Consider the following 24,740-nt stretch of genomic DNA (forward strand, 5'->3'; position numbering starts at 1 on the left):
TCGCACCGACCGCTTCGCTGGCAAGCCAGCGCTTACGGGCCTTAACTGTGATGCGCAAATGCATCTCCTCGCAGACCCTGGAGCCTTCTGATGAACATCGAACTCACCGACGGTGTCGTGACCCTGCTGGTCCGTCACCGGATCAAGCAGGGCCAGGATCAGGCCTATGAAACCTGGCTGCGGCAGATCATCGCCAAGGCTCGCAGCTATCCGGGGCACCTGGGCATCGACGTGGTGCGTGGCCACAGCGGCGGCCTCGGGTTGTTCACCAGCGTGCTGCGCTTTGCCAGCACCGAACAGTTGCAGCACTGGCTGGATTCCGCCGACCGCCGCGAGCTGGTGCAACAGGCCCAGCACCTGCTGGCCGACGGTGACCAGACCGAAATCAACGCCGATCGCGAATTCTGGTTTACCCCTCAGGACGGCGGCGCACCGACCCCGCCACCGCGCTGGAAACAGGCGTGTGTGACCTTCCTGGTGATCCTGCCGCTGAGCTTCCTGGTGCCGCAATTGTGGAAGCCGCTGTTCGCCCAACTGCCCTGGCTTGGCGGCTATGTGCCGGCCACGGTGCTGATCACCCTGAGCATCGTGCTGCTGGTGGTCTACGTCTTCATGCCCCGGGTCACGCGCCTGTTCAGCCGCTGGCTGCAGCCACGCAGTGCGGCCTGATTCCTTCCCGACCTTCGTTTGGAGCAATGCCATGAAACCCGATGCAATTGCCGACCTGATTCTGTTCAACGGCCGCCTGCACACCGTGGACCGGGCCAAACCCCGGGCCAGCGCGGTGGCAATCAAGGACGGGCGCTTCATCGCCGTGGGCAATGATGCCCAGGCCATGGCCCTGCGCGGCGCCGGCACCCAGGTCATCGACCTCATGGGGCGCACGGTGATCCCCGGGCTCAATGACTCGCACCTGCACCTGATCCGCGGCGGCCTGAACTACAACCTGGAACTGCGCTGGGAAGGCGTACCGTCCCTGGCCGATGCCCTGCGCCTGCTCAAGGAACAGGCCCTGCGCACCCCGGCGCCGCAGTGGGTACGGGTGGTGGGCGGCTGGAACGAATTCCAGTTTGCCGAGAAACGCATGCCGACCCTGGAAGAACTGAACCAGGCGGCGCCGGATACCCCGGTGTTCGTCCTGCACCTGTATGACCGCGCCTTGCTCAACCGCGCCGCGCTGCGGGTGGTGGGCTACGACCGCAACACGCCGAACCCGCCGGGGGGCGAGATCGTCCGCGATGGCAACGGCAACCCCACCGGCATGCTGATCGCCCGGCCCAACGCGATGATTCTGTATGCGACCCTGGCCAAGGGCCCCAAGCTGCCGTTGGAGTACCAGGTCAACTCCACCCGCCAGTTCATGCGCGAGCTCAACCGCCTGGGGGTCACCAGCGCCATCGATGCCGGTGGCGGCTTCCAGAACTACCCCGACGACTACCAGGTGATCAACGAACTGGCGGCCCAACAGCAACTGACTGTGCGCATCGCCTACAACCTGTTCACCCAGAAACCCAAGGAAGAACTGGCGGACTTCAAGCACTGGACCTCCAGCGTCACCTACGGCCAGGGCGACGACTTCCTGCGGCACAACGGGGCAGGGGAGATGCTGGTGTTTTCCGCTGCGGATTTCGAGGACTTCCTCGAACCGCGTCCCGATTTGCCGCAGGGCATGGAGCAGGAGCTGGAACCGGTGGTGCGCCACCTGGTGGAGCAGCGCTGGCCGTTCCGCCTGCACGCCACCTACGATGAATCCATCTCGCGGATGCTCGATGTGTTCGAAAAGGTCGACCGCGACATTCCTTTCAACGGCCTGCCGTGGTTCTTCGATCATGCGGAAACCATCAGCCCGAAGAACATCGAACGGGTGAGGGCCCTGGGCGGCGGCATCGCGATCCAGGACCGCATGGCCTTCCAGGGCGAGTACTTCGTCGAGCGCTACGGCGCCAAGGCCGCCGAAATGACCCCGCCGATCCAGCGCATGCTCGCCGAAGGCGTCCCGGTGGGCGCCGGCACCGACGCCACCCGAGTCTCCAGCTACAACCCCTGGACCTCGCTGTACTGGATGGTCAGTGGCCGGACTGTCGGCGGGCTGGAGCTGTACCCCCAGGGCTTGAGCCGCGATACCGCGCTGGAGCTCTACACCCACGGCAGCGCCTGGTTCTCCTCGGAACAGGGCAAGAAAGGCCAGATCAAGGTCGGGCAACTGGCGGACCTGGTGGCCCTGTCGGCGGACTACTTCAGCGTCGAGGAAGAGGCGATCAAGTGGATCGAATCCCTGCTCACCGTGGTGGATGGCAAGGTGGTGCATGCCGCCGGTGACTTCGAAAAACTGGCCCCACCGAGCCTGCCGGTGACCCCGGACTGGTCGCCGGTGGCCAAGGTGCCTGGGCATTGGAAGCCCAACGCACCGTTGCAGAACCGGGTGCACCAGTGCAGCGGCCCGTGCGCAGTGCATGCCCACGGGCACCAGAAAGCGCGCATGTCCAATGTGCCGGTGAGTGACTTCCAGGGGTTCTGGGGGGCGTTTGGGTGTTCGTGTTTTGCGTTCTGAGCTGTAAGAGCTGGCTTGTCAGCGAAGGCGGTTTCAAGGCTAGCACCGCTTTCGCCGGCAAGCCGGCTCCTACGGGTTTGAAATTGGCTTCAATAAAAATGGGCGCTCATGAAGAGCGCCCATTCAATTGTTTAAACAACTAGTTGGTGATTAACGAATTGATCGTGTTACTTAGCAGAACCGATCAATAACCCGAACTTCCGATTTATCCCGCAGCGATTGCCATTCGGCTTTCAGGGTCTCCAGGACCCGGCCGATGAAGTCCTTGTCGGCGGCGGCTTTCTTGCCGACGTAGCCCTGGCCGCGGCGGTACATCTTCAGGCGGGCTGCCAGCTCCCGGTTGTTCTGGTCGAACTCTGCTTCATGGCTATGGGGCGACAGGCAGTCGATATGCACTTGGCCCGACTTGGCGATCCACAGGATGTGGCTGTCGTGGCTGTCTTTCTGTGCGGCGAACATACGTGCCAATTCATCAATAGTGGGTTGGTTATTAAGATTCATTTGTAGCCCCCTTGACCATTTATCGATCTATCTAAGTTGATTCGCTAATTCATCTTGCTACGTCGGTAAGTTGAACCCTGATACCGGAAACAGGGCGACAGAGGGTGTCTGTCGGATACAGATAAGGCCCAGAGCCTGATGCGTGTAGTTGCCTTGATTAACTGCTACGCAATAGCGTCACAACGAAGAGAAGCAGCGTAAACCTGGATGAAGCTGCCGACATTCCCACCATCGGCCACAAGCATCTTGAAGAGTTTTCGCCGGCTTCCCGTCGTGGTACTGGACGGTCAATGCCAGGTCAGTTTCATCAATCTGCCTTGTGGGCAGTACACATCCGGGTCACAGCTCGGCGGTCAGACGAGCTTGCTCATAACACCTTTGCCTCGTCCCCCGATCGGGGAGACGTCTGCATCATGCAAGGCCGAAATCCTCTCGTCAACGGTTTTGTAGTGAAAATTTTCAGGCACTACATATTGTCTGACAAAAGCCGAAAAGCCATCATCCGGCCCCCCCAACGCAGGGCTGGGCAGGTAGAATCGGCGCCTTGAAATGTTCTGAGGTTGCAGCGGTGGATGTACAACAAGGCTTCGTCCTGACTCGGCACTGGCGCGATACGCCGGCGGGCACGCAAGTCGATTTCTGGCTGGCCACCGACCGGGGGCCGCGCCAGATCCGCCTGCCGTTGCAGACCTCCGTGGCCTTCGTCCCGGCGGCGCAGCGGGCCCAGGCCGAGCGCTTGCTGAGCGACGACCCGGATGTGCAACTGCGCCCATTGCAGTTGCGTGACTTCCACCAGCGCCCGGTGCTGGGCCTGTACTGCCCGCAGCACAATCAGCTGATGCGCCTGGAGAAGACCCTGCGGCGCGCCGGGGTCGAGGTGTTCGAAGCCGATGTGCGGCCGCCCGAGCGCTACCTGATGGAGCGCTTCATCACCGCGCCGGTGTCCTTCGGCGGCCAGCCCGGCCCCGATGGCTTGTTGCTGGAGGCGCAGATGAAGCCGGCGCCAAACTACCGGCCGAGCCTCAAGCTGGTGTCCCTGGACATCGAGACCAGCGAGCGCGGCGAGTTGTATTCCATTGCCCTGGAAGGTTGCGGCCAGCGCCAGGTGTACATGCTCGGCAAGGCCCGGGACGACGACAGTGCGGTGGATTTCGACCTGGAGTTCTGCGCCAGCCGCGAGCAGTTGCTGGAGAGGCTCAACCAGTGGCTGGCCGAGCATGACCCCGACGCGATCATCGGCTGGAACCTGGTGCAGTTCGACCTGCGCGTACTCCACGAACATGCCCGGCGCCTGGCGGTGCCGCTGCGCCTGGGGCGTGGTGGCGAGGAAATGCAGTGGCGCGAGCACGGCAGCCGTACCCACTATTTCGCCTCGGCCGCCGGCCGCTTGATCATCGACGGCATCGAGGCGTTGCGTTCGGCGACCTGGAGCTTCCCTTCCTTCAGCCTGGAAAACGTCGCCCAGACCCTGCTGGGGGAGGGCAAGTCGATCGACAACCCCTACCAGCGCATGGACGAGATCAACCGCATGTTCGCCGAGGACAAGCCGGCCCTGGCCCGCTACAACCTCAAGGACTGCGAACTGGTGACGCGGATCTTCGCCAAGACCGAGTTGCTGACCTTTCTTCTGGAACGGGCCACGGTCACCGGCCTGCCCGCCGACCGCAGCGGCGGTTCGGTGGCGGCCTTTACCCACCTGTACATGCCGCTGATGCATCGCCAGGGCTTTGTCGCCCCCAACCTGGGCGAGCTGCCGCCCCAGGCCAGCCCCGGCGGTTTCGTCATGGATTCGCGGCCCGGGCTCTACGAGTCGGTGCTGGTGCTGGACTACAAGAGCCTGTACCCGTCGATCATCCGCAGTTTCCTGATCGACCCTGTGGGGCTGGTGGAAGGCCTGCGCCAACCGGACGAGCAGCATTCGGTAGCGGGCTTTCGCGGCGCGCGTTTCTCCCGCACCCGGCATTGCCTGCCATCGATCGTGACCCGGGTCGCCGAGGGCCGCGAAGTGGCCAAGCGCGAGCACAATGCGCCGCTGTCCCAGGCGTTGAAGATCATCATGAACGCCTTCTACGGCGTGCTGGGTTCCAGCGGTTGTCGCTTCTTCGACCCGCGCCTGGCGTCCTCCATCACCCTGCGTGGCCACGAGATCATGGCCCGCACCCGGCAACTGATCGAGGCCCAGGGGCATCAGGTGATCTACGGCGACACCGATTCCACCTTCGTCTGGCTCGGCGGCCTGCATGACGAGGAACAGGCAGGCCTGATCGGCCGTGCCCTGGTGGCCCACGTCAACCAGTGGTGGCGTGATCACCTGCAGCAGCAATACGGCCTGGAAAGCGCCCTGGAGTTGCAGTTCGAAACCCACTACAAACGCTTTCTGATGCCCACCATCCGTGGCGCCGAGGAGGGCAGCAAGAAGCGCTACGCCGGCCTGGTGCAGCGCGCCGATGGCAGCCAGGAGATGGTCTACAAGGGCCTGGAGACGGTGCGCACCGACTGGTCGCCCCTGGCCCGGGAATTCCAGCAGGAGCTGTACCAGCGCATCTTCCACCGCCAGCCCTACCAGGACTATGTGCGCGACTACGTGCAACGCACCCTGGCAGGGCAACTGGATGACCTGTTGATCTACCGCAAGCGCCTGCGCCGGCCCCTGGACGACTACGAGCGCAACGTGCCGCCCCATGTCCGCGCGGCGCGCCTGGCGGACGAATACAACCGCGAGCAGGGCCGCCCGCTGCAGTACCAGAACGGCGGCTGGATCAGCTACGTCATCACCCTGGCCGGCCCCGAGCCCCTGGAAAACCGCCGCGCGGCCATCGACTACGAGCACTACCTGACCCGCCAGTTGCAACCGGTGGCGGACGCCATCCTGCCGTTCGTGCAGGACGATTTCAGTACCCTGGTGGGTGGGCAGATGGGCCTGTTCTGAAGCGCTTCAATCCACCACGAACAGCTTGGCCCCCACGGCGGTGAAGGAGCGGTGCGGCTCGGCGTTGTCCGCCACCTGGTAGCTCATGCCCGGGGTCAGGACGAACCGCCGGCCGTCCTCCAGTTCGGTGTGCAGCTCGCCTTCCAGGCACAACAGGATGTGGCCCTTGGAGCACCAGTGGTCGGCCAGGTAGCCGGGGCTGTATTCCACCATGCGCACGCGAATTTCACCGAACTGCCGGGTGCGCCAGAAGGCGCTGCCGGTTTCGCCGCGATGCTCGGTGGGTTCGATGCTCGACCAGTCGGTGGTGGCGAAGGGAATTGCGCTGATGTGCATGCACGGCTCTTGAGGTTGTGAGGCAAAAGGGGAGAGGGCTCAGTCGTCCACGGCTTCGCAGAGACCACTGGCGCCATGCTTGTCGGTGTACTTGACGGTCACCGATTCATCGTCCTCGACGCTGATGGACAGGGTGATTTCCGCCGTCTTGACCTGGAAATGCCGGTCATCCACGGCACTGTTCTTGACTGCTTTGCCGTTGATGTAAACCGGGCCGCCCTGGTCGGCGCTGACTGCCAGATTGCCCGGGCAGGAGACGTTGAACAGTGGAATGCCTTCGGCGTGGGCCGAGCCGGCAAGGATCAGCAAGGTGCCCAGAAACAGGATTTTGCGCATCACAGACTCCTATCCAAAGAGGGCCGCGGGGCCCCGGTGCGGTGTCTAGCCTATCCCTTGGCGCCCCCTCGTGCGAGTGGAAAATTTACCCCGTGCCAGAGCGTTCCGGGGGCTTTGTAGGACAAAAAAAACCGTGGACTCACGGCTGACGGATATGTCAGGTTTCCAGCGCCTCAATGGGCGAGTGATAGGACGATCTCGCAGGCGGGGTCGCAGCTGTCCTATCGGATTTTTTGTCTGGAACAAGGACGTAGCAATGTCAAAAGCACTCTCGGAAGCAGTCGGCAACGGCATCGATTCGGCCGCTCAGGCCAGCCATGCCTACCAGCAAGTTCTGGCCTTCAGCCACCTGTATGACCGTGGCGGCAGCGAGCTGGTGAACGGCAAGCCATCCTTCACCGCCGACCAGGCGGCGGATTCGATCCTGCGCAAAGGCCTGTCCTGGCACGACCAGAACGGCGACGGCAAGATCGACCTGAGCTACAGCTTCCTCACCGAAAAACCGGCCAACTACAACCCGGCCCTGGGCAGCTTCAGCGAGTTCAGCGCACTGCAAAAAGCCCAGGCGCTGCTGGCTCTGCAATCCTGGGCGGACGTGGCCAACGTGACCTTCACTGAAGCGGCCAAGGGTGGCGACGGCCACATGAGCTTCGGCAACTACAACGTCAGCACCGGCGGCGCGGCCTTTGCCTACCTGCCGTCCGGCAGCAGCTACGACGGCCAGTCCTGGTACCTGATCAACGACCAGTACCGGGTCAACGAAACCCCGGGCAACGGCAACTACGGCCGCCAGACCCTGACCCACGAAATTGGCCACAGCCTGGGCCTGTCCCACCCGGGCGTGTACAACGCCGGCAGCGGCAGTCCGACCTACAACGATGTGACCTACGCCCAGGACACCCGCGGCTACAGCCTGATGAGCTACTGGAGTGAGAGCAACACCGGGCAGGACTTCAGCAAGGACGGCGGCGGTGCCTACGCCTCGGCGCCGTTGCTGGACGATATCGTTGCGGTGCAGAAGCTCTATGGCGCCAACCTGGAAACCCGTGCCGACGACACTGTCTACGGCTTCAACTCCAACACCGGTCGGGACTTCTACAGCGCCCACAGCGCTTCGGACAAGCTGGTGTTCGCGGTCTGGGACGGCGGCGGCAACGATACCCTGGATTTCTCGGGTTTCACCCAGAACCAGAAGATCAATCTCAATGAAGGGGGCTTCTCCGATGTCGGCGGCCTGGTGGGCAACGTGTCCATCGCCCATGGCGTGACGGTGGAAAACGCCATCGGCGGCTCGGGCAATGACCTGCTGATCGGCAACGCCGCGGCGAACATCCTCGAAGGCGGTGCCGGCAACGACATCATCTATGGCGGTGGCGGTGGCGACACCCTGTGGGGTGGGGCAGGGGCTGATACCTTCGTCTACGGCGCGGCCGCGGATTCGACCTTCGACGCCCCGGACTGGATCATGGATTTCGTCAGTGGCGAGGACAAGATCGACCTCACCGGGATCCCGCAATTCGCCTCCGGTGGTGCCACCCTGAACTTCGTCAGCGGCTTCACCGGGCATGCCGGCGACGCGATCCTCACCTACTACGCCGAAACCAACCAGACCAGCCTGATGATCGACCTGACCGGTCATGGCGCGGTGGACTTCGCCGTGGGTACCGTGGGCCAGGCGGCGGTCACCGACATCATCGCCTGATCGATCGGAAACAGTGGAGCGGCGCGCGATGCGCCGCTTCCACATTACTCTTCCCCTATCCCCCCTTGTTCTCCCCGGTCCCGGGCAGGTTTGACCGAGACAGGGATGGGCTGGCCATGGCGTTGCCGTCGATAGCCGTGGATGTCGAGCTGTTGCGCAGAGCAACGGATAGCGTTCCGGCAGGGGCCGTATCCAGGGCTTTTGCGTTTTTCCTGCACTTTGATTATCTTCGCCGCATGAATCTCCTGACTCCGAACATAGAACCGTTTTTCAGAGCTGCCGGATGGGTCCCTGGCAGGGCCGTTGTGGTTGATAGTCACGTACCCCGCGCACATCCGGCATTTCGCATCCTGCAAGCATTTGGCGAATTGACCGTAGGGCATATCGGCACGGGGGAGGAGTGTGCCTCTAGTGACATCGAGTTTGGCTGTCCGGCGTGCCCCGATGAACAAGTAGATGGCTGGCAAGAAGCGCTGCGCACCGACTTTGTTTGCTTGGGTGATGTACATCATGGTCATGCACAGCTCTGGCTGGACAGCCAAGGCCGTTTGTTCTCGAACGGATTGGTCGCGTCCATGATGCTTTTTGTTGGGCATGATTTTGCCCGAGGCATCGAGGCCCTTCTCAAAGGGTATCGATCACGCCCCATGCTGTTGCCATCGCAGGAGGACGTCATGGTGTGGGGAGAGCGTTTTCGAGCTGGCGATCCACTTGTTCTAACGCCCAGCTTTTTCCACGCCCGCGCGCTCTGATGTGGGTGCTGGGCATCGCGCCCAGCCGCCGCAACAGCGTTTTCGCTACGTAGTGGCAGATCAGGCGGTGGACTTCGCGGGTACGACAGGCACTGCGCCTGCGCCTGGCAAATCACCGCTCCAGTACATTGCCTAGGCCACCTGGGCCGCGCGTTTCGACCCGGGTACGAAGAACAACGAATGGACCCTCAGCGTCACGCCGAAGGTCCGCGGCAAGACCCTGTGGAGCCTGGACCGTTCCGTCCGACGGTATCGCCTGAAGCCGCGAAGGCCGCAGGCTGCAATCCATTCTGAGGGCTGTCGGTGGCGCGGCCCTAGGCGATCAATCGCCACCCCCGCCGCCACAACCGCCCCCACCGCAACCGCCGCTGTCGCCTCCACCGCCATCGCTGCCGCCACTGTCGCCATCACCGCCGAAACGCGAGCTGTCGCTGTCGCTGCTGCTGCCGGAAGAGTCGCTGTCCAGGGAGCTGCTGTGCAGCTCGCTGCCGCAGTGCACCAAGTTGGCGCTGCCGCCGTTGTCGGTCAGGCGGCGCAGGGACTGGCAGTCGGCGACGTAGTGAAAGCCCCCGGCAATCTTCAGCTTGGCGTCCAGGGCAAACAGCAGTGGCAGGCGGCTGGGCTGGGCCGGGTTGATGTTTTCTTCCAGGCAGGCCTGGCGCCAGACCCGGCGCAGGCCGTTGTCGCTTTGTTGCGCGGCGTTCTGGCCGAGCACCGCCGCTGGGGTGTGGTGGAGGAACTGGCCGAAGGCCTGGTTGCAGAACTGCTGGTAGTCCCGGGTATGCAAGATGAATTCGTGCCACAGGTCGTCCACCACCTGGGACGGCATCGACACGTAGCGCTGGCCGCTCTTGAGGTAGGCGAGAAAGAACTGGCGCAAGCCCTGGGCCACCAGCTGGCAGTCCTTGAGGTTCAGGTGCGGGTGCTGGGTGCGCAGGGGCTCGAACAAGCGCGGCGGCAGGGTGAAGTTGCGGATGTGGGCTTCCCGACGCAAGGCCGTGAGGGCTTTCTGACGGCGCCAGAACACCAGGATCAGGGCCAGGGCCACCACTGCGGGCAAGATCAACAGCATGTTCGGTCTCCGCCGGAAAAAGTGCCGAGACAGTGGCGCAATGCGGCGTTTTATTCAAGCCATCGCCGTGCGCCTGCTGCCGGTGGTGGGGATCGGGGACACAGGCCGGGAAAAGTCCATCAGGGCCAACCAGCACTTCTATCTTCTGCTTATTGCCGGACCACGACTTGGCTGGCCAGGGTTTACACACCACACGGAAGTCACCCCATGAAAGCACGCAGAACCCCCATTGCCGTTGCCATCGGCCTCGCCGGCCTGTGCCTGTTGCCCACGGTGCAGGCCGACCAGGGCAGCGACACGGTGGCCCGCCTCAACCAGTTGTACAACGACACCCGCCAGGATTGCGGCGGCCCGTCGAAACCGGCATTCCTGTGTTCCGGGGTGCTGTTTCGCGCCACCTGGCCGTCCACCGACTACCAGTTCTACAGCATCAGCCCGAAAAGCCAGGCCAGCGGCGGCGTATCGGCGTCCTACCTGCGCAAGGATTCGAAGTTCCGCAAGCTGGCCTACGGACTGCAGAGCGGCTTCATCTTCGACACCATCTTCGGCAACCCCAAGGATCACCAGGACTATGCGGTGCTCTGTTCCTTCCCCATCGACGCCGCCACCGACGACCGCGGGCAGCAGGGCTGCACCGACTCGCGGCGCACCCCGGGCAATGTCGAGAAGTACTGCCACGAGATCGGTGTGACCACCGCCGAGCAATGGGGCGCCAACTACCGACAGAACCGTGGCGACCACTCGCGCCAGTGTTCCTTCGATGTACGTGACGAACGCAACAGCGCCGCCGGCCCGGCGTTCTACCAGAGCATCCGCTCCATGGCGCAGATCGCCGCAGAATCCTTCGGCACTCAGAATGAGCTGCGCCTGGCCAAGTGGGAGGAGAAACCGCCGCAATCGCCCTCGATCCTGGCCCTGTTCTACACCGAGGATGGCGGCCTGGAAGGTGCACGGCTGAACCAGATCCAGTGGTACAAGGCCGTGCAGCAGTACCTGCCGGTGATCAACATGAAGCTGCCGCAGACGCCGGCGCAGGACGCGAGTTTCGTCTACGACAACAAGAAGCAGGTGATCTACCCGATCACCGAGAAGAACAGCTGCGATCGCTATGTGCAGAGTGCGGTATGGATCGAACGTGATGACCCGGGCTTCGGCAAGAAAGTCATGACCCTGGAAGTCACGCCCACCGATTGCGGGCGCAACGTCAAGGACAACCAGACCAACAACTTCTTCAACGAACTGGCCAGCGACCACTACCTGGCCGCCCAGTGGAAGAACAACCCGGACAACCGCGACAGCAGCGTGGGCAGCATGCGCCGGCAACTGGTCTGCCACTTCAATATTGCGCGCAACAAGCCGGAGTGGAACCTGGAGCCTTCACGGCCTTACACCTCCAACGAAGACTCCATCGCCAAGGGCTGCAACAACACCTGAGGTCCGCCAGGCCGCCTTCGCCGGCAAGCCGGCTCCTACGGGCTCCCCGCACTATCACCGGCCACCGTAGGAGCTGGCTTGCCAGCGAAGAGGCCCGCAAGACCGCCCCCGTCGGCAAGCCCGAGCACGCTGCTCAGTTGTGGTTGATGTCGACGTCCCGGGTTTCCCGCAGGCACAACAACCCCACCACCAGGCTGACCCCGGTAATCAGCACCGGGTACCACAGGCCATAGAAGATATCGCCGGTGTAGACCACCAGGGCAAAGGACACGGTCGGCAGGAAACCGCCGAACCAGCCGTTGCCGATGTGGTAGGGCAGGGACATGGAGGTGTAGCGGATACGGGTCGGGAACAGCTCCACCATCAGCGCCGCCAGCGGGCCGTAGCACATGGCGGCAATCAGGATCAGCGCGACGATCAGCACCACCACCATGGTCTTGTTGACGTTCTGGCTGTCGGCCTGCTGCGGATAACCGGCCAGGGTCACTGCGCCGCGCAGGGCGGCCTCGTCGAAGCCGTTGATCTTCACATCACCGACGCTGACCTGCACCGGGCTGCCGGCGGGGGCGGCGATGCTGCTGTAGGGCAGGCCCTGCTTCACCAGGAAGGTCTTGACCTTGTCGCAGGGGCTGTCGAAGCGCGCCTTGCCCACCGGGTCGAACTGGAAGGTGCAGGTGGCCGGGTCGGCGGTGACGCTGATGGGCGCCTGGCGGCTGGCCTGGTCGATGGCCGGGTTGGCGTAGTGGGCCAGGGCCTTGAAGATCGGGAAGTACAGCAGCGTGGCCAGCAGCAGGCCGAGCATCAGCACCGGCTTGCGGCCGATCTTGTCCGAGAGCCAGCCAAAGAAGATGAACATCGGCGCGCCGATCACCACGCTGATGATCAGCAGGCTGTTGGCCAGGGCCGGGTCCATCTTGAGAAACTGGGTGAGAAAGAACAAAACGTAGAACTGCGCGGCATAGAAGGTCACCGCCTGCCCGGCATTGATGCTGAACAGGGCGATCAGCACCACCTTGAGGTTTTCCCACTTGCCGAAGGATTCGCGGATCGGCGCCTTGCTGGCGCGGCCTTCCTCTTTCATTTTCAGGAAGGCCGGCGACTCGTGCAGGCTCATGCGGATCCAGGTGGAGATGCCCAGCAGCACGATGGACAGCAGGAACGGCAGGCGCCAGCCCCAGACCTCGAACTGGTCGCCGGTGAAGTAACGGCAGGCCAGCACCACCAGCAGCGACAGCAGCAGGCCCAGGGTCGCGGTGGACTGGATCCAGCTGGTGTGCAGGCCGCGCTTGCCCTGGGGCGCGTGCTCGGCCACGTAGGTGGCGGCGCCGCCGTACTCGCCGCCCAGGGCCAGGCCCTGGAGCATGCGCAGGGCCACCAGGATGATCGGCGCGGCGATGCCGATGCTGGCGTAGTTGGGCAACAGGCCCACGGCGAAGGTCGCAACGCCCATGAGGATGATGGTGGCAAGGAAGGTGTACTTGCGCCCGATCATGTCCCCCAGGCGGCCGAACACCAGGGCGCCGAAGGGGCGCACCACGAAGCCGGCGGCAAAGGCCATCAGGGCGAAGATGAAGGCCGTGGTGTCGTTGACCCCGGCGAAGAACTGCTTGCTGATCACCGCCGCCAGGGCGCCGTAGAGGAAAAAGTCGTACCACTCGAACACCGTGCCGAGGGACGACGCGAAGATGACCTTCTGGCTGCCCTTGGCAGTGGAGTCCTGCAGGGGCGCGTTCAGGGGCTGTGCGTGTTCTGACATAGGGGGCTTCCTTACAGTGATTATTGTTGTTGTTCCACTGCCGACGCCGTTTCCGGCGCCGCTGTTGCAGATTCACCGCGACCGCACGATGAACCCTCGTTTCCCTCATCCGTAGGAGCTGGCTTGCCAACGAAGAGGCCCGTGAGCCAGGTGCCGGCCTTGGAGGCGCCTTCGCCGGCAAGCCGGCTCCTACATCAGGTGCATCTGTTCCTGCTGTCCCGTAGGAGCTGGCTTGCCAGCGAAGAGGCCCGTAAGCCGGGCGCCGGCCTTGGGGGTTACTTCGCCGGCAAGCCGGCTCCTGCGCTCATGCCGGGGTGGCGGGTTCCTTGTGCTGGACGGTGCTCCTGGGGACGCTGGCAAGGATCAGTTCAGCGGCCTTTTCAGCGATCATCAAGGTCGGTGAGCAGGTATTGCCCGAGGTGATGCGCGGCATGATCGAGGCATCGGCGATGCGCAGCCCCGCAATGCCGTGCACCCGCAGTTGTGCGTCCACCACCGCCTGGGCATCGCTGCCCATGCGGCAGGTGCCCACCGGATGGAAGATGGTGGTGCCGATGCGGGCCGCGGCCTCGTGCAGTTGCTCGGTGCTTTGCAGCTCGGGGCCGGGCAGGTATTCGCTGGGCTTGAAGGGTTGCAGGGCCGGGGCGCTGACGATGCGTCGGGTCAGGCGGATGGCGTCGGCGGCGACCCGCAGGTCTTCGGGGTGGCTCAGGTAGTTGGGCTGGATCAGCGGCGCATCGCCGGCCTCCACGGAACGGATCTCGACCCGGCCACGGCTCTGCGGGCGCAGGTCGCAGACCGAGGCGGTAAAGGCCGGGAAGGCGTGCAGCGGTTCGCCGAAACGCTCCAGGGACAGCGGCTGCACGTGGTACTCCAGGTTGGCCCGGGTCTGTTCCGGGCCCGAGCGGGCAAAGGCGCCAAGCTGGCTGGGGGCCATGGACAGCGGGCCGCTGCGGTCATACAGGTAGCGCAGGCCCATGCCCATCTTGCCCCACAGGCTGCCCGCGATCTGGTTCAAGGTGCGGGCGTTCTCCAGCTTGTAGATCAGGCGCAGTTGCAGGTGGTCCTGCAGGTTGCCGCCCACCCCGGGCAGTGCATGGCTGACGCCGATCCCCAAGCGTTGCAGGAGCGGCGCCGGGCCGATCCCCGAGCGCTGCAGGATGCTCGGCGAGCCGACGGAGCCGGCGCAGAGGATGATCTCGCGGCGCGCCTTGAAGTTCTCCAGGCGCCCCTGGCAACTGGCCCGCACCGCTGTGGCGCGGCCGTCCTCGAGGAGCAGCCGCTGCACCTCGATGCCGGTCAGCACCACCAGGTTCGGGCGCTGGGCGATGGGTTTGAGAAAGGCCTTGGCGGCGTTCCAGCGCACCCCGGCCTTCTGGTTGACCTGGAAGTAGCCGCACCCTTCGTTGTCGCCGCCGTTGAAGTCGTCGATGTTGCGAATGCCGCTCTGCTCGGCAGCGCTGCGAAAGGCATCGAGGATCGGCCACGACAGGCGCTGGCGCTCGACCCGCCATTCACCGGCGGCGCCGTGCAGTTCGCTGCCGCCGGCAAAGTGGTTCTCGCTTTTCTTGAACAGCGGCAGCACCTGGTCCCAGCCCCAGCCCGGGTTGCCTTCAGCGGCCCAGCTGTCGTAGTCGGCAGCCTGCCCACGCATGTAGATCATGCCGTTGATCGACGAGCAGCCTCCCAGCACCTTGCCCCGTGGGTAGCTCAGGCTGCGGCCCTGCAGGCCGGGCTCGGCCTCGGTCTTGAAGCACCAGTCGGTGCGCGGGTTGCCGATGCAGAACAGGTAGCCCACGGGGATGTGGATCCAGGGATAGTTGTCGCGGCCACCGGCTTCCAGCAGCAGCACACGGTGCTGGGGGTTGGCCGACAGGCGATTGGCCAGAAGACAGCCGGCGGGGCCGGCGCCGACCACGATGTAGTCGTAGGCGTCAAAGGCAGGGAGCATCCTTAACCTCGTTTTTCGTTCTTATTGGGAGCCATCCTAGTTGTTAGCTTTCGTTAAAAGAATGTTAGTTTTTACCCACCCGCTGTGCGTTTTCTAACAGCGTTGGCCTTCGACTCCGGCAAGGAAACCCCATGTTCGACTGGAATGACCTGCGCTTCTTTCTTGAGCTGCAACGCAGCGGCCGCCTGCTGACCGCCGCGCGACGGCTGAACACCACCCACGCCACGGTGGCCCGGCACATCGAGGCGGTGGAGAAGGCCCTGGGCACCGCACTGTTCGTCCAGCACGCCCAGGGCTACGAACTGACCCCGGCCGGCGAAGCGCTGCTCAAGCACGCCGAGGCCATGGAAAACGTCGCCTTGCTGGTGCAGGAAGAGATCACCCAGTCCAGCGCGCCTTTGGGCAAGATCCGTGTCGGGGTCACCGAGGGCCTGGGGGTGAAGTTTCTCGCCAGCCGCATGGTTGGGCTGTTCGAGCGGTATCCGGGGCTGGAAGTGGAACTGGTGGCGGTGCCGCGCTTTGTCAGCATTCTCAACCGTGAGGCGGAGATCAGCATCCACCTGGAGCGACCCAGCGCCGACATGCTGGTGACCCGCAAGCTCACCGACTACCGCCTGGCGCTGTACGCCAGCCAGGCCTACCTGGACCGCGCGCCGCCCTTGCGCAGCCGCGAGGACCTGGGCCGGCATGCCTGGATCGGCTACGTCGATGATCTCTTGTTCAGCCAGGAGCTGATGTTCCTCAACAGCTTCTGCCGCAACCCCCAGGTGGTGTTCCACAGCACCAGTGTCATTGCCCAGCAGGAAGCGGCCCGTTCCGGCCTGGGGATCGCCGTGCTGCCGTGCTACATGGCCGCCGCCGACCCGCAACTGGTGCCGCTGCTGCCGACGGAAAGCATCCAGCGCGCCTACTGGATCAGCACCCGCCGCGAGCTGCACAAATCGGTGCGGCTGCGGGTGGTCTGGGATTACCTGGTGGAGCAGTGTGCGGCGCAGCAGCAGGTGCTGCTGGGGCCTGAGATCTAGCCTGGATCAGAGGATCGGCCCGCAATGGACCGAGCTGCGGATCGGTGCCCCGGGCGTGATATCGACGAAGCGCGAGCCGTAGGACACTGGGTTCAGCGGGCCACCGTCCAGGCCCATGCCGAGGCCACCGGCGCTGCGGGTTTCGCCTTCCTGCATCAGTGGATCAAGGCATGCGCGCCAGTCCAGCAGGCGCAGGGTCACAGCCTGGCGGCGTTCCAGGTCGCCGGCCAGCAAGGGGCTGGAGCGGTGCCACAGGTACTTGCTGAACAGCAGGGCGTCGCCGGGTTCGAATGAGTCTTCGATGCGCTGTGCTTCGAAGCTGTCGGTGAGCATCCCGGGTGTGCAGTAGGTCTGGTGCAGGTGCGCGGAAAATTCGGCCACCGACTCGCCCCGTGCCAGTTTGCCTGCCAGCAGGCGCGAGAACTGAAAATTCTCCTGGGCCGAGAATTGCGACAGGGGCACCCAGGCCATGCCGCCACCTTGCACTTCGGGGCGTATCGGCTGCAACGGCATCCACAGGCTGAAGGCCGGGTCCTGGGGGCGGATGTAGCGAAAGTTCAGCGAGTCGTAGTGCCAGGCAAAGCCCGAGCGTCCCACCCCCAGCTCGAAACTCTGGGCCTCGCTCATGATCAGGCGGCAGCCGCTGAGGCGGGTCAGCACCTGGGCGAAGGCCGGTTGCCGGTAGAGGCGTTCGAGGATGCCGACCTGGGTCACCCGGTGGGTCAGGCGACTGAAACCGTCGCCATGGGCCGAGGTGCCCGAGGAGGTCGGGCGCAGTTGGCTGTTGGCCAGCTCCCGCAGTTGCAGGATGGCCGCAGGCGTCAACAACCCCCGCAGCTTGATGAAGCCACGCTCCTTGAAATGCCGTAGATCGTCCTGATCCAGGCGTAGCGGGTTGACCAGGGCAGGGGCGGTGTCAGGCAGGACCGGTGGCAGGTTCACGGGGGTATTCCATTACCAGGGGACAAGGCCCTTGAGTATGGACAGTGCGCGCTGGGGCGGCAGGCTGGATTCGACCTTGAGCAACGCCTTTGCGACATCGTGGAGGACGGCGCCTTAGTCGTCAGGCCGGATGTAGCGGTCCCGGGCCTGGAAGGTCGGTGCCACCACGGCGCTTGTCAACGAGCCGGCCTGGTGCCGGGGCTGCCGGCAGGCTCGCGGACCGCTTGCTGGCGAGTTCCCAGCAACAGCCCCATGGCCAGCAGGCTGGCGCAACCGGCCAGGGCCATGGCCAGGCCAAATCCGCTGGTCATGGCGGCGCCATAGAGGTCGGCGAACAGCGGGTCGTGCAGCGGCAGGCGGTGTTCGGTCACCGCTTGCCGGGCCAGTTCGGCGGCGCCGTCGAACCCGGCCGTGGCGCCGGATTCGCTGAGCACTTGCACTGCCCGGGTGCTCATCAGGCTGCCGAGCAGGGCGATGCCGACGCTCATGCCGGTCTGGCGCAGGGCGTTCATGCTGGCCGAGGCGATGCCGGCGCGCTCTGCCGGTGCGCAGGCCATCACCACCAGCCCGGTGGCCGGCACCGCCAGGCCCATGCCCAGCCCCAGCAGACCGAACAGCGAACCCACCCGCCAGTAGGACGTGTGGGCATCGAAGCCGGCCATGGCGCTCATGGCCAGGCCTACCAGGCCATAGCCGCCAACCATCAGCCAGGGCAGGGGGATGCGCCGGTGCAAGCGGCCAAAGAGCATCGATACAACGCCTGTGACCACGAACTGCGGAAGCATGCGCAGGCCGGTGTCGGCGGCGGACCAGCCCTGGATCTGCTGCAGGAAGATCGAGAAGAAGAACAGGCTGCTGTAGCAGGAAAACCCGAGGATGAACGAGGCCAGGTTGGCCACCGCAAAGGGCCGCTGGCGAAACAGGGCGACGGGCACCAGGGGCCGCTGCACTCGACGCTCGACCTGGATCAGGGCCAGCAGCGCCAGCGTCGCCAGCAGCAATGAGGTGAGCGCCTCGCGGCTGCCGAAACCGTCCTCGCCAGCGACGATCAGGCCGTAGGTCAGGGCCCCCAGGCAGAGCACGCTGAGGATCTGGCCCAGGGGGTCGAGCGCGGCGTGCTGGGGGTACTTGCGCTCGCTGATGCCCCAGCCGCCCAGGGCCAGGGCCAGCAGGCCGATGGGCAGGTTGATCAGGAAAATGCTCTGCCAGCCCAGGTGCTCCAGCAACAGGCCACCCAGCAGCGGGCCGAGGATCAGGGCCAGGGCGCTGAAGGCCGACCAGCCGCCGATCACGTGGGCCCGTTGCCGAGGCTCGGGAAAGGCGTGGCTGAGGATCGGCATCGCTCCGGGAATCAGCAGGGCCCCGGCCAGCCCCTGCACTGCGCGCCCGGCCAGCAGCAGCGAAAGCTCCTGGGCCAGCGCGCACAGCGCCGAGCCGAGGCAGAACAGCAGCACACCGATCAGCCAGCAGCGTTTGTGACCAAAGCGATCCCCCAGGGGGCCTGCCGAGAGCATGAACGCCGAGAGGCAGATGGCGTAGGCATTGACCACCCATTGCAGACCGCCCAGGTCGGTGGCCAGGGCCTGCTGCAAGGTTGGCAGGGCGACGTTGACGATGCTGATGTCGAGGGACGCCAGGAAGGTCCCGAGGTAGGCGGCGGCGACCAGGGCCGGGCGACGATAGCGCTGCATGATGTATCTCCCGCAAGGTCTGGAATGGGCTTGCAGGGCGAGCATAGTATTTCGACTGACCGTCGGTCAATGGAGAATGAAAAAGATTCTCAACTCTCTTTTCCCCCACAAATCCCCTAGAATGGCGACCTTTGTCGAACAGCCCGGATTCGTTCATGAGTGTCAAAACCTCCCCGGTTGCCAAGCGCGCTGCCCAGCCGCGGCCGCGCACCAAACCGGCCGAAGTACGCCTGGAAGAGCTGATGGCCGCCGCCCAAGACCTGTTCCTCAGCCAGGGCGTGGAAGCCACCACCATCAGCGAGATCGTCGAGCGCGCCGAGGTGGCCAAGGGCACCTTCTATCACTACTTCCAATCCAAGAACGACATGCTGGTGGCCCTGGGGCAACGCTATACCCAGCACTACCTGCAGCGCCTGGAGCAGGCGGTGGCGGCCTGCCCCGAGGACGACTGGGTGGCGCAGCTCAGCAGCTGGATCCGCACCAGCGTGCAGGCCTACCTCGACACCTACCGCCTGCACGACATCGTCTACCCCAACCACCATCATCACGACCGCGGCAACCCGGAAAAGAACGCGATCCTCGAGCAGTTGCTGGGCCTTCTCGAAGGCGGCCAGCGCGCCGGCTGCTGGTCCCTGGCCCAGCCAGGGGTGATCGCTTCGCTGATCTACGCCGGGGTGCATGGCGCCACCGACGATGTGATCGCCGCCGGCGAGGACGATGGCCGGGCCCTGGCCGAGGCCATTGTCCAGGCGTGCCTGCGCATGCTGGGCCTGCCTCCTTCTTGATGTTTCCACGGGTAAAAGGAACGACCCTGCAATGAAAAAGATCAACCTCATTCTCGGCGCCGCGCTGGCGCTGTACCTGGCGTACCAGGCCTATGGCTCGTTCTACTACGGCACGCCGTATCAGGGCCGCGACTACAGCGCCGACCAGGCCTTCTACTACCAGAAGTACCGCTTGTTCAGCTGGCGCACCTGGATTCCCACCATGACCATGCCCGGCGATGGCGACAGCTCGCGCTACAGCGTTGGCGGCTACCTGCGGGTGTTCAAGGCCGACGGCACGCTGGTAGGGCAGTCCTATGACGGCTGCATCGCGGTGGTGGAAGTGTTCTGGTACGACGACGCAGTGGGTGGCTTCGGCTGCAGCGAGCACTTGATCGCGCTGCCCACGAAGGCCACGGCGGGCTGAGCGCCCAGTCGCGGTTTGCGGGCCCTGTCGATCGCTTCAGGCCCCGGCCTTCCACAAGCCGAACTTGCCCGCCAGATCCAGCTTGGGATCACGCACCCGGGTCAGGTTGATCGCGGCGCCGGACCAGCCGCCCTCCATCTCTTCAGTCAGGTGGTATTTCAACAGGTTGTACTGGATCGCCGTCCCCCCCAGTTGCTGGTAGCCGATGCGTGAGGTCACCGCCTCCAGCAAGCTGGAAATCAGGTATTGCAGCGGCGTTTCGTAGGCCTTGATGGCGATGCCGTAGTCGAAGCTCTCAGCGTTGCTTTCGCGAAAGCAACCGAAGAATTCCTGCTTGCTCATGCTGCTGGACATGGCCGTGTTGTAGCTCTGGCGACAGGCCTCCAGGTCGGCGGCGCCGGGCCGGGGCAGGGCCAGGTGGTTGTTGAGGTTCTTCAGGGTCACACAGCCCTGGGTGGCAATGACCTCGGGCATCAGGGTCACGTCCAGTTCGCCGGCACGGTCGGGGATGTTGTGCCAGGCGTTCAGGCTGTTGCGCAACGGCTCCAGGCTGCTGCCGGGGTAGCCTCGATACCCGTACACATAGGCTGGCGGCAGCACCAGGCCCATGACCGAATTCATCTGCGACACCGTCAGGTTCTGATAGTCGCGTCCATAGATGCGGGCGCTGTACTCGTCCAGGGAGTGGCGCAGCACCGAGGGCTTGAGGTTGCGCACCGACTTGCCGTTCTCCAGCGCCTCGAACAGGCTCTTCTCGTTGAGTTGGGACTTGACCTCCACGGTGGCGATCACCCCTTCGATCAGGTACACGTCCGCCGAGCCGAAGGTACGCAGCGTGGGGAAATCGTTGCGGTAGATGATCAGGTCGATCTGCTTGGAGATGCCCCCCTCGGAGTCGATGATCTGCCCGGCACCGATGCTGATGTTGCTCGGCAGAAAGCGCTTGAGGACGTCACGGATGAAACTCTCCCGGGCGTCACCGAGGACGCCGGAGTGGCTGGCGATGGTGCTGCTGACGCTGAAGCTGCTTTCCAGGACCCGGGCGATGGATTTCGCCCATTTGCTGATGATTGCCATGGGGCTTCCTTGGGGATCAGGGGACGAGCAAGTCGAAATGGCCTGTGGCCAGGGGTTCGCCGTTGACCAGCAATCGCACGCCGTGGCGCCCCGGATAGTGGCGGCGGGTGGTCAGTTCGCGGATCTGCTGGCTGCGGCCAAGCTCCACCTGGGCCAGGCCTTGCAGGGTGAAGGTCTTGAGCTTGAACACCTTGCTCGCGGTGGCGCCGGAGGCCTTGACGTAGTCGATGGCGTAATCCACCACCAGGAGCTGTTCGTGCGAGCAGGTGGAGGCCAGGGTCAGGGACAGGTTGAGGCTGTCCCCCAGGCGCAATTGCCCGGGGGCCACCTGGAAGCGGCAAACCTGGACCTCGGCCCGGGCCCCGGCGCCGATCAGCGCCAGGGCCCGGCGGTCGCCCTGCTTGATCAGGCTGCGCAAGGCATGACGGGCGATCCAGGCACTGTGCGGCTGCTCCAGGGGCCAGCCTTCAAGACGTTCCAGGACCCACTGCGGGTGCTCTTTGGTGATGTCGTTGAGGTGGTTGGCCACCGACTTGCGCACGTACAGGCTGGGGTCATTGCGCAGGCGTTCGAGGATCGGCGCCGCCAGTTGCGGGTCGGCCTGCAACTGCTCCAGGCGGAACGACCAGGGCAGGCGCGGGCGGCTGCCTTCGCTGGCCAGGCGGCGTACGTGTTCATCGCTGTCCGTGGCCCACTCGTGCATCACGGCCAGCGTGCGCTGGCAGTCCTGGCGCAAGAAGTGGCGCACGGCGAACTCCGATGAGCCGAAGCCGGTGAAATACTTCAGCGCCGCCATGGACAGCTCGAAGTCATGCAGGCCGTAGCTGGCCACGTAGTGGGGCAGGAAGATGCACACGAAGCGGCTGTTCAGGCGCGGCGCCAGGGCTTGCAGCAGCTCCAGGCTGCTGGGGTAGTCCAGGCCCAGTACCTGGTGCAGGCTCTCGCTGACCCGGGCCAGGCGCTGCATCAGCGACAGCTCGGCGAGGCCGTGGCCGGCCCGTTGCAGGAACCCCTGGCGGTCGAAGGCCGGATGCACCGTGTGCATGGCGTCGGCGATATGCATCAGGCGCTGCGGGTTGAAGATTTCCTTGAGGGCGGGGGCCTGCTCTTGGGTAGAACTCATGGGGCGTATCCATTCAAAGCCGGGGCGGCGTCCACTCTACACGCCCTCTGCTGACAGAATCTGTCGGTAGCCGCCGGAGGGCGTGTTGCGTCATGCAGATCGTTTTCCGGTGTTGCTGAGGCCGCCTTCGCCGGCAAGCCGGCTCCTATGGTGTGTCGTGCCGGCCTGTAGGAGCTGGCTTGCCAGCGAAGGGTACACCACGGCCCTCAGATCATTCCCCGGCGTCCTTGAGGCCGCCTTCGCCGGCAAGCCGGCTCCTACGGTGTGTCGTGCCGGCCTGTAGGAGCTGGCTTGCCAGCGAAGGGTACACCACGGCCCTCAGATCATTCCCCGGCGTCCTTGAGGCCGCCTTCGCCAGCAAGCCGGCTCCTGCGAGGTGGCGCAGGGCCTGGCGCCTCAGCGCATCGGCGGCAGCGGGCTTTCGATCTGTTCGTCCTGTTCGTCGGCTTCGAACAGCCGGGCCAGTTCGGCGCGGGCTTCCTGGGCGCTTTGCAGGACCTTGGCGGCGTCGTCGTAGACGGCATGCTGGGCCGCCAGCAGTTGTTCGTCGTGCTGGGTGAAACGCTGGATCCGCGAATCGGCCTGGGCCTGGCTCAAGCCCAGCCCCACCAGGGTGCGGCGGCTCATTTCCAGGCTGGAATAGTAGGTTTCCCGCACCGCCTGGGCCCCCAGGTCCACCAGCCGGTGCACGTGCTGGCGGTTGCGCGCGCGGGCGATGATCTTCAGGTGCGGGTAGAGCCGGCTGACCTGCTCGGCGGTCTTGATATTGGTTTCCGGGTCGTCGGTGGCAATGACGAAGTACTCCGCTTCGCCGACCTTGGCCGCGCTGAGGATCTCCGGGCGCAACGGGTCGCCGTAGAACACCGGCATGCCGCCGAAACTGCGGATCAGTTCGATGGTTTCCACCGAAGTGTCCAGGGCCACGAAGGGCACTTTCTGTGCCCGCAGGATCCGCGCCACGATCTGCCCCATGCGGCCCATGCCGGCAATCACCACCCGCGGCCCGTCGGAATCGATCCGGCGGTACTCGGCGGGCATTTCCACCGGCTTGGCCTTGGGTTTCAGCCAGCGGGTGCAGGCCAGCAACAGCAGTGGGGTGAGGGCCATGGACAGGGTGATGGTCAGCACCAGCAGGTCATACAGGCGGGGCTCGAACAGGCCCTGGTCGCGGCCGATCTTGAACACCACGAAAGCGAACTCGCCGCCCGCCGCCAGCACCACCCCGAGGCGCACCGCACTCTCGCGTCCCAGGCCACCGGCCAGGCGCCCGACCACGAACAGCAGCGGCAGCTTGAGGGCGATCAGCAGCAGGGTCAGGCCCAGCACCGCGATGGGCGCGCTGAGCAGCAGGCTGATATTGGCGCCCATGCCGACGCTGATGAAGAACAGCCCCAGCAGCAGGCCCTTGAAGGGTTCGATCTGTGCTTCCAGCTCGTGGCGGTATTCCGAGTCCGCCAGCAGCAGGCCGGCGAGGAAGGCGCCCAGGGCCATGGACACGCCCACCAGGTCCATCAGCCAGGCGGTGCCGATCACCACCAGCAAGGCAGTGGCGGTGGAGACTTCCGGCAAGCGGGTCTTGGCCACGATGCGAAATACCGGGCGCAGCAGGTAGCGCCCGCCCACCACCACCACGGCGATGCTGCCCAGCACTTGCAGGCCGTGGCGCAGGTCCTCGGCGCTGCTGGTGTGGTGATCGCCACCGGCCAGCACCGGGACCATGGCGATCAGTGGAATGGCGGCGATGTCCTGGAACAGCAGGATGGCGAAGGCCATGCGCCCATGAGGGCTGTTCAGCTCCTTGCGTTCGGCCAGGCTTTGCAGGCCCAGGGCGGTGGACGACAGGGCCAGGCCCAGGCCCAGGACAATGGCACTGTTGAGCGACTGGCCGAACAGAAACAGCGCCACCACGCCGATCAGCATCCCGGTCAGCAGCACCTGGGCCAGGCCGACGCCGAACACCGCCTTGCGCATCACCCACAGGCGCTTGGGCGACAGCTCCAGGCCGATGATGAACAACAGCAGCACCACCCCCAGTTCGGAGATATGGCTGACGCTCTGGGGGTTGCCCACCAGGCCCAGCACCGAGGGGCCGATCAGCACCCCGGCCAGCAGGTAGCCGAGCACGGCCCCCAGTTGCAGGCGCTTGGCCAGGGGCACGATGAGCACCGCGGCGCAGAGGAACACGACGGCGGCTTGTAGCAGGTTGCCTTCATGGGGCATCGGGGGGACTCCAGGGAGAACGGGGCGCAGGTGATGATAAAGGCTCGTCGGTGACGATGAGCGGATTGGTATTGCCAGTCTGCGCCCGGATAAAAACGGCGTGGATGTTCTGAGACTGGCGGTGCGCCCTGCAAGGCACGTCGGAGTACGG

Annotated in this window: 20 protein-coding genes; 9 read left to right on the forward strand and 11 right to left on the reverse strand. The window is 64.8% G+C overall.

The annotated features are described in order from the left end of the window. Window positions 1-90: 90 nt before the first annotated feature. Entirely contained in the window at window positions 91-669 is a 579-nt protein-coding gene (locus A9971_RS32175) for an antibiotic biosynthesis monooxygenase (RefSeq protein ID WP_011060774.1), read from the forward strand. Window positions 670-700: 31 nt separating this feature from the next. Next, window positions 701-2,551 (forward strand): amidohydrolase, encoded by a 1,851-nt coding sequence (locus A9971_RS32180; RefSeq protein WP_123473205.1) that lies wholly within the window; start codon window positions 701-703, stop codon window positions 2,549-2,551. Window positions 2,552-2,722: 171 nt separating this feature from the next. On the opposite strand, the gene A9971_RS32185 is transcribed toward A9971_RS32180, so the two are convergent. Next, window positions 2,723-3,052, reverse strand: a complete 330-nt coding sequence (locus A9971_RS32185; RefSeq protein WP_041117563.1) for a hypothetical protein — start codon at window positions 3,050-3,052, stop codon at window positions 2,723-2,725. A 568-nt stretch (window positions 3,053-3,620) separates the two neighbouring features. Here A9971_RS32185 and A9971_RS32190 point away from each other — a divergent pair. Next, window positions 3,621-5,981 (forward strand): DNA polymerase II, encoded by a 2,361-nt coding sequence (locus A9971_RS32190; RefSeq protein ID WP_183000469.1) that lies wholly within the window; start codon window positions 3,621-3,623, stop codon window positions 5,979-5,981. Between the two features lie 6 nt (window positions 5,982-5,987). Here the strand turns inward: A9971_RS32190 and A9971_RS32195 are convergent, their stop codons facing one another. Together A9971_RS32195 and A9971_RS32200 are read right to left on the reverse strand one after the other, a co-directional pair. Beyond that, entirely contained in the window at window positions 5,988-6,317 is a 330-nt protein-coding gene (locus A9971_RS32195) for a DHCW motif cupin fold protein (protein WP_053150870.1), read from the reverse strand. 39 nt (window positions 6,318-6,356) lie between these two features. Further along, entirely contained in the window at window positions 6,357-6,653 is a 297-nt protein-coding gene (locus A9971_RS32200) for a hypothetical protein (protein ID WP_183000470.1), read from the reverse strand. Between the two features lie 256 nt (window positions 6,654-6,909). On the opposite strand from A9971_RS32200, the gene A9971_RS32205 reads away from it, so the two are divergent. Together A9971_RS32205 and A9971_RS32210 are read left to right on the forward strand one after the other, a co-directional pair. Further along, complete coding sequence (locus A9971_RS32205; RefSeq protein ID WP_015635227.1) at window positions 6,910-8,355, forward strand: serralysin family metalloprotease; 1,446 nt, start codon at window positions 6,910-6,912, stop codon at window positions 8,353-8,355. Window positions 8,356-8,471: 116 nt separating this feature from the next. Continuing rightward, the gene (locus A9971_RS32210) at window positions 8,472-9,107 is read left to right on the forward strand and encodes an SUKH-3 domain-containing protein (RefSeq protein WP_183000471.1); all 636 of its coding nucleotides are present in this window, start codon (window positions 8,472-8,474) and stop codon (window positions 9,105-9,107) included. Between the two features lie 322 nt (window positions 9,108-9,429). Here A9971_RS32210 and A9971_RS32215 read toward each other — a convergent pair whose 3' ends face one another. Then, window positions 9,430-10,179, reverse strand: coding sequence for a hypothetical protein (locus A9971_RS32215; protein ID WP_183000472.1), 750 nt, complete (start codon window positions 10,177-10,179; stop codon window positions 9,430-9,432). A 207-nt stretch (window positions 10,180-10,386) separates the two neighbouring features. Between A9971_RS32215 and A9971_RS32220 the strand changes: the two genes are divergently transcribed. Further along, window positions 10,387-11,613 carry a DUF2599 domain-containing protein gene (locus tag A9971_RS32220; RefSeq protein WP_183000473.1) on the forward strand — a complete coding sequence of 409 codons (1,227 nt, stop codon included), beginning with the start codon at window positions 10,387-10,389 and terminating at the stop codon, window positions 11,611-11,613. A 133-nt stretch (window positions 11,614-11,746) separates the two neighbouring features. Here the strand turns inward: A9971_RS32220 and A9971_RS32225 are convergent, their stop codons facing one another. Together A9971_RS32225 and A9971_RS32230 are read right to left on the reverse strand one after the other, a co-directional pair. Beyond that, the gene (locus A9971_RS32225; RefSeq protein ID WP_011060783.1) at window positions 11,747-13,369 is read right to left on the reverse strand and encodes an MFS transporter; all 1,623 of its coding nucleotides are present in this window, start codon (window positions 13,367-13,369) and stop codon (window positions 11,747-11,749) included. 304 nt (window positions 13,370-13,673) lie between these two features. Next, a complete protein-coding gene (locus A9971_RS32230) occupies window positions 13,674-15,320 on the reverse strand; it encodes a GMC family oxidoreductase (protein ID WP_019094403.1) in 1,647 nt (548 codons plus the stop codon). A gap of 131 nt (window positions 15,321-15,451) precedes the next feature. Here A9971_RS32230 and A9971_RS32235 point away from each other — a divergent pair, with 131 nt between their 5' ends. Continuing rightward, on the forward strand, window positions 15,452-16,345 hold the full coding sequence (locus tag A9971_RS32235; RefSeq protein WP_041117577.1) for a LysR family transcriptional regulator: 894 nt from the start codon (window positions 15,452-15,454) through the stop codon (window positions 16,343-16,345). Between the two features lie 6 nt (window positions 16,346-16,351). Here the strand turns inward: A9971_RS32235 and A9971_RS32240 are convergent, their stop codons facing one another. Together A9971_RS32240 and A9971_RS32245 are read right to left on the reverse strand one after the other, a co-directional pair. After that, the gene (locus tag A9971_RS32240; RefSeq protein ID WP_019094400.1) at window positions 16,352-17,287 is read right to left on the reverse strand and encodes a phytanoyl-CoA dioxygenase family protein; all 936 of its coding nucleotides are present in this window, start codon (window positions 17,285-17,287) and stop codon (window positions 16,352-16,354) included. Window positions 17,288-17,463: 176 nt separating this feature from the next. Next, on the reverse strand, window positions 17,464-18,978 hold the full coding sequence (locus A9971_RS32245; RefSeq protein ID WP_183000474.1) for an MFS transporter: 1,515 nt from the start codon (window positions 18,976-18,978) through the stop codon (window positions 17,464-17,466). Between the two features lie 155 nt (window positions 18,979-19,133). Between A9971_RS32245 and A9971_RS32250 the strand changes: the two genes are divergently transcribed. Then, window positions 19,134-19,763, forward strand: coding sequence for a TetR/AcrR family transcriptional regulator (locus tag A9971_RS32250; protein ID WP_015635232.1), 630 nt, complete (start codon window positions 19,134-19,136; stop codon window positions 19,761-19,763). A gap of 31 nt (window positions 19,764-19,794) precedes the next feature. After that, window positions 19,795-20,169, forward strand: a complete 375-nt coding sequence (locus A9971_RS32255) for a hypothetical protein (protein WP_011060789.1) — start codon at window positions 19,795-19,797, stop codon at window positions 20,167-20,169. Window positions 20,170-20,205: 36 nt separating this feature from the next. Here the strand turns inward: A9971_RS32255 and A9971_RS32260 are convergent, their stop codons facing one another. From A9971_RS32260 to A9971_RS32270, 3 genes are all read right to left on the reverse strand, one after another. Continuing rightward, window positions 20,206-21,246, reverse strand: coding sequence for a DUF6602 domain-containing protein (locus A9971_RS32260; RefSeq protein ID WP_183000475.1), 1,041 nt, complete (start codon window positions 21,244-21,246; stop codon window positions 20,206-20,208). 16 nt (window positions 21,247-21,262) lie between these two features. Then, the gene (locus tag A9971_RS32265; RefSeq protein WP_183000476.1) at window positions 21,263-22,369 is read right to left on the reverse strand and encodes a DNA alkylation repair protein; all 1,107 of its coding nucleotides are present in this window, start codon (window positions 22,367-22,369) and stop codon (window positions 21,263-21,265) included. Window positions 22,370-22,765: 396 nt separating this feature from the next. Further along, a complete protein-coding gene (locus tag A9971_RS32270; RefSeq protein WP_011060792.1) occupies window positions 22,766-24,589 on the reverse strand; it encodes a monovalent cation:proton antiporter-2 (CPA2) family protein in 1,824 nt (607 codons plus the stop codon). Between the last annotated feature and the right edge of the window lie 151 nt (window positions 24,590-24,740).

Origin of the sequence: Pseudomonas sp. UME65, assembly GCF_014170225.1 — a bacterium.
GTDB lineage: Bacteria > Pseudomonadota > Gammaproteobacteria > Pseudomonadales > Pseudomonadaceae > Aquipseudomonas > Aquipseudomonas protegens.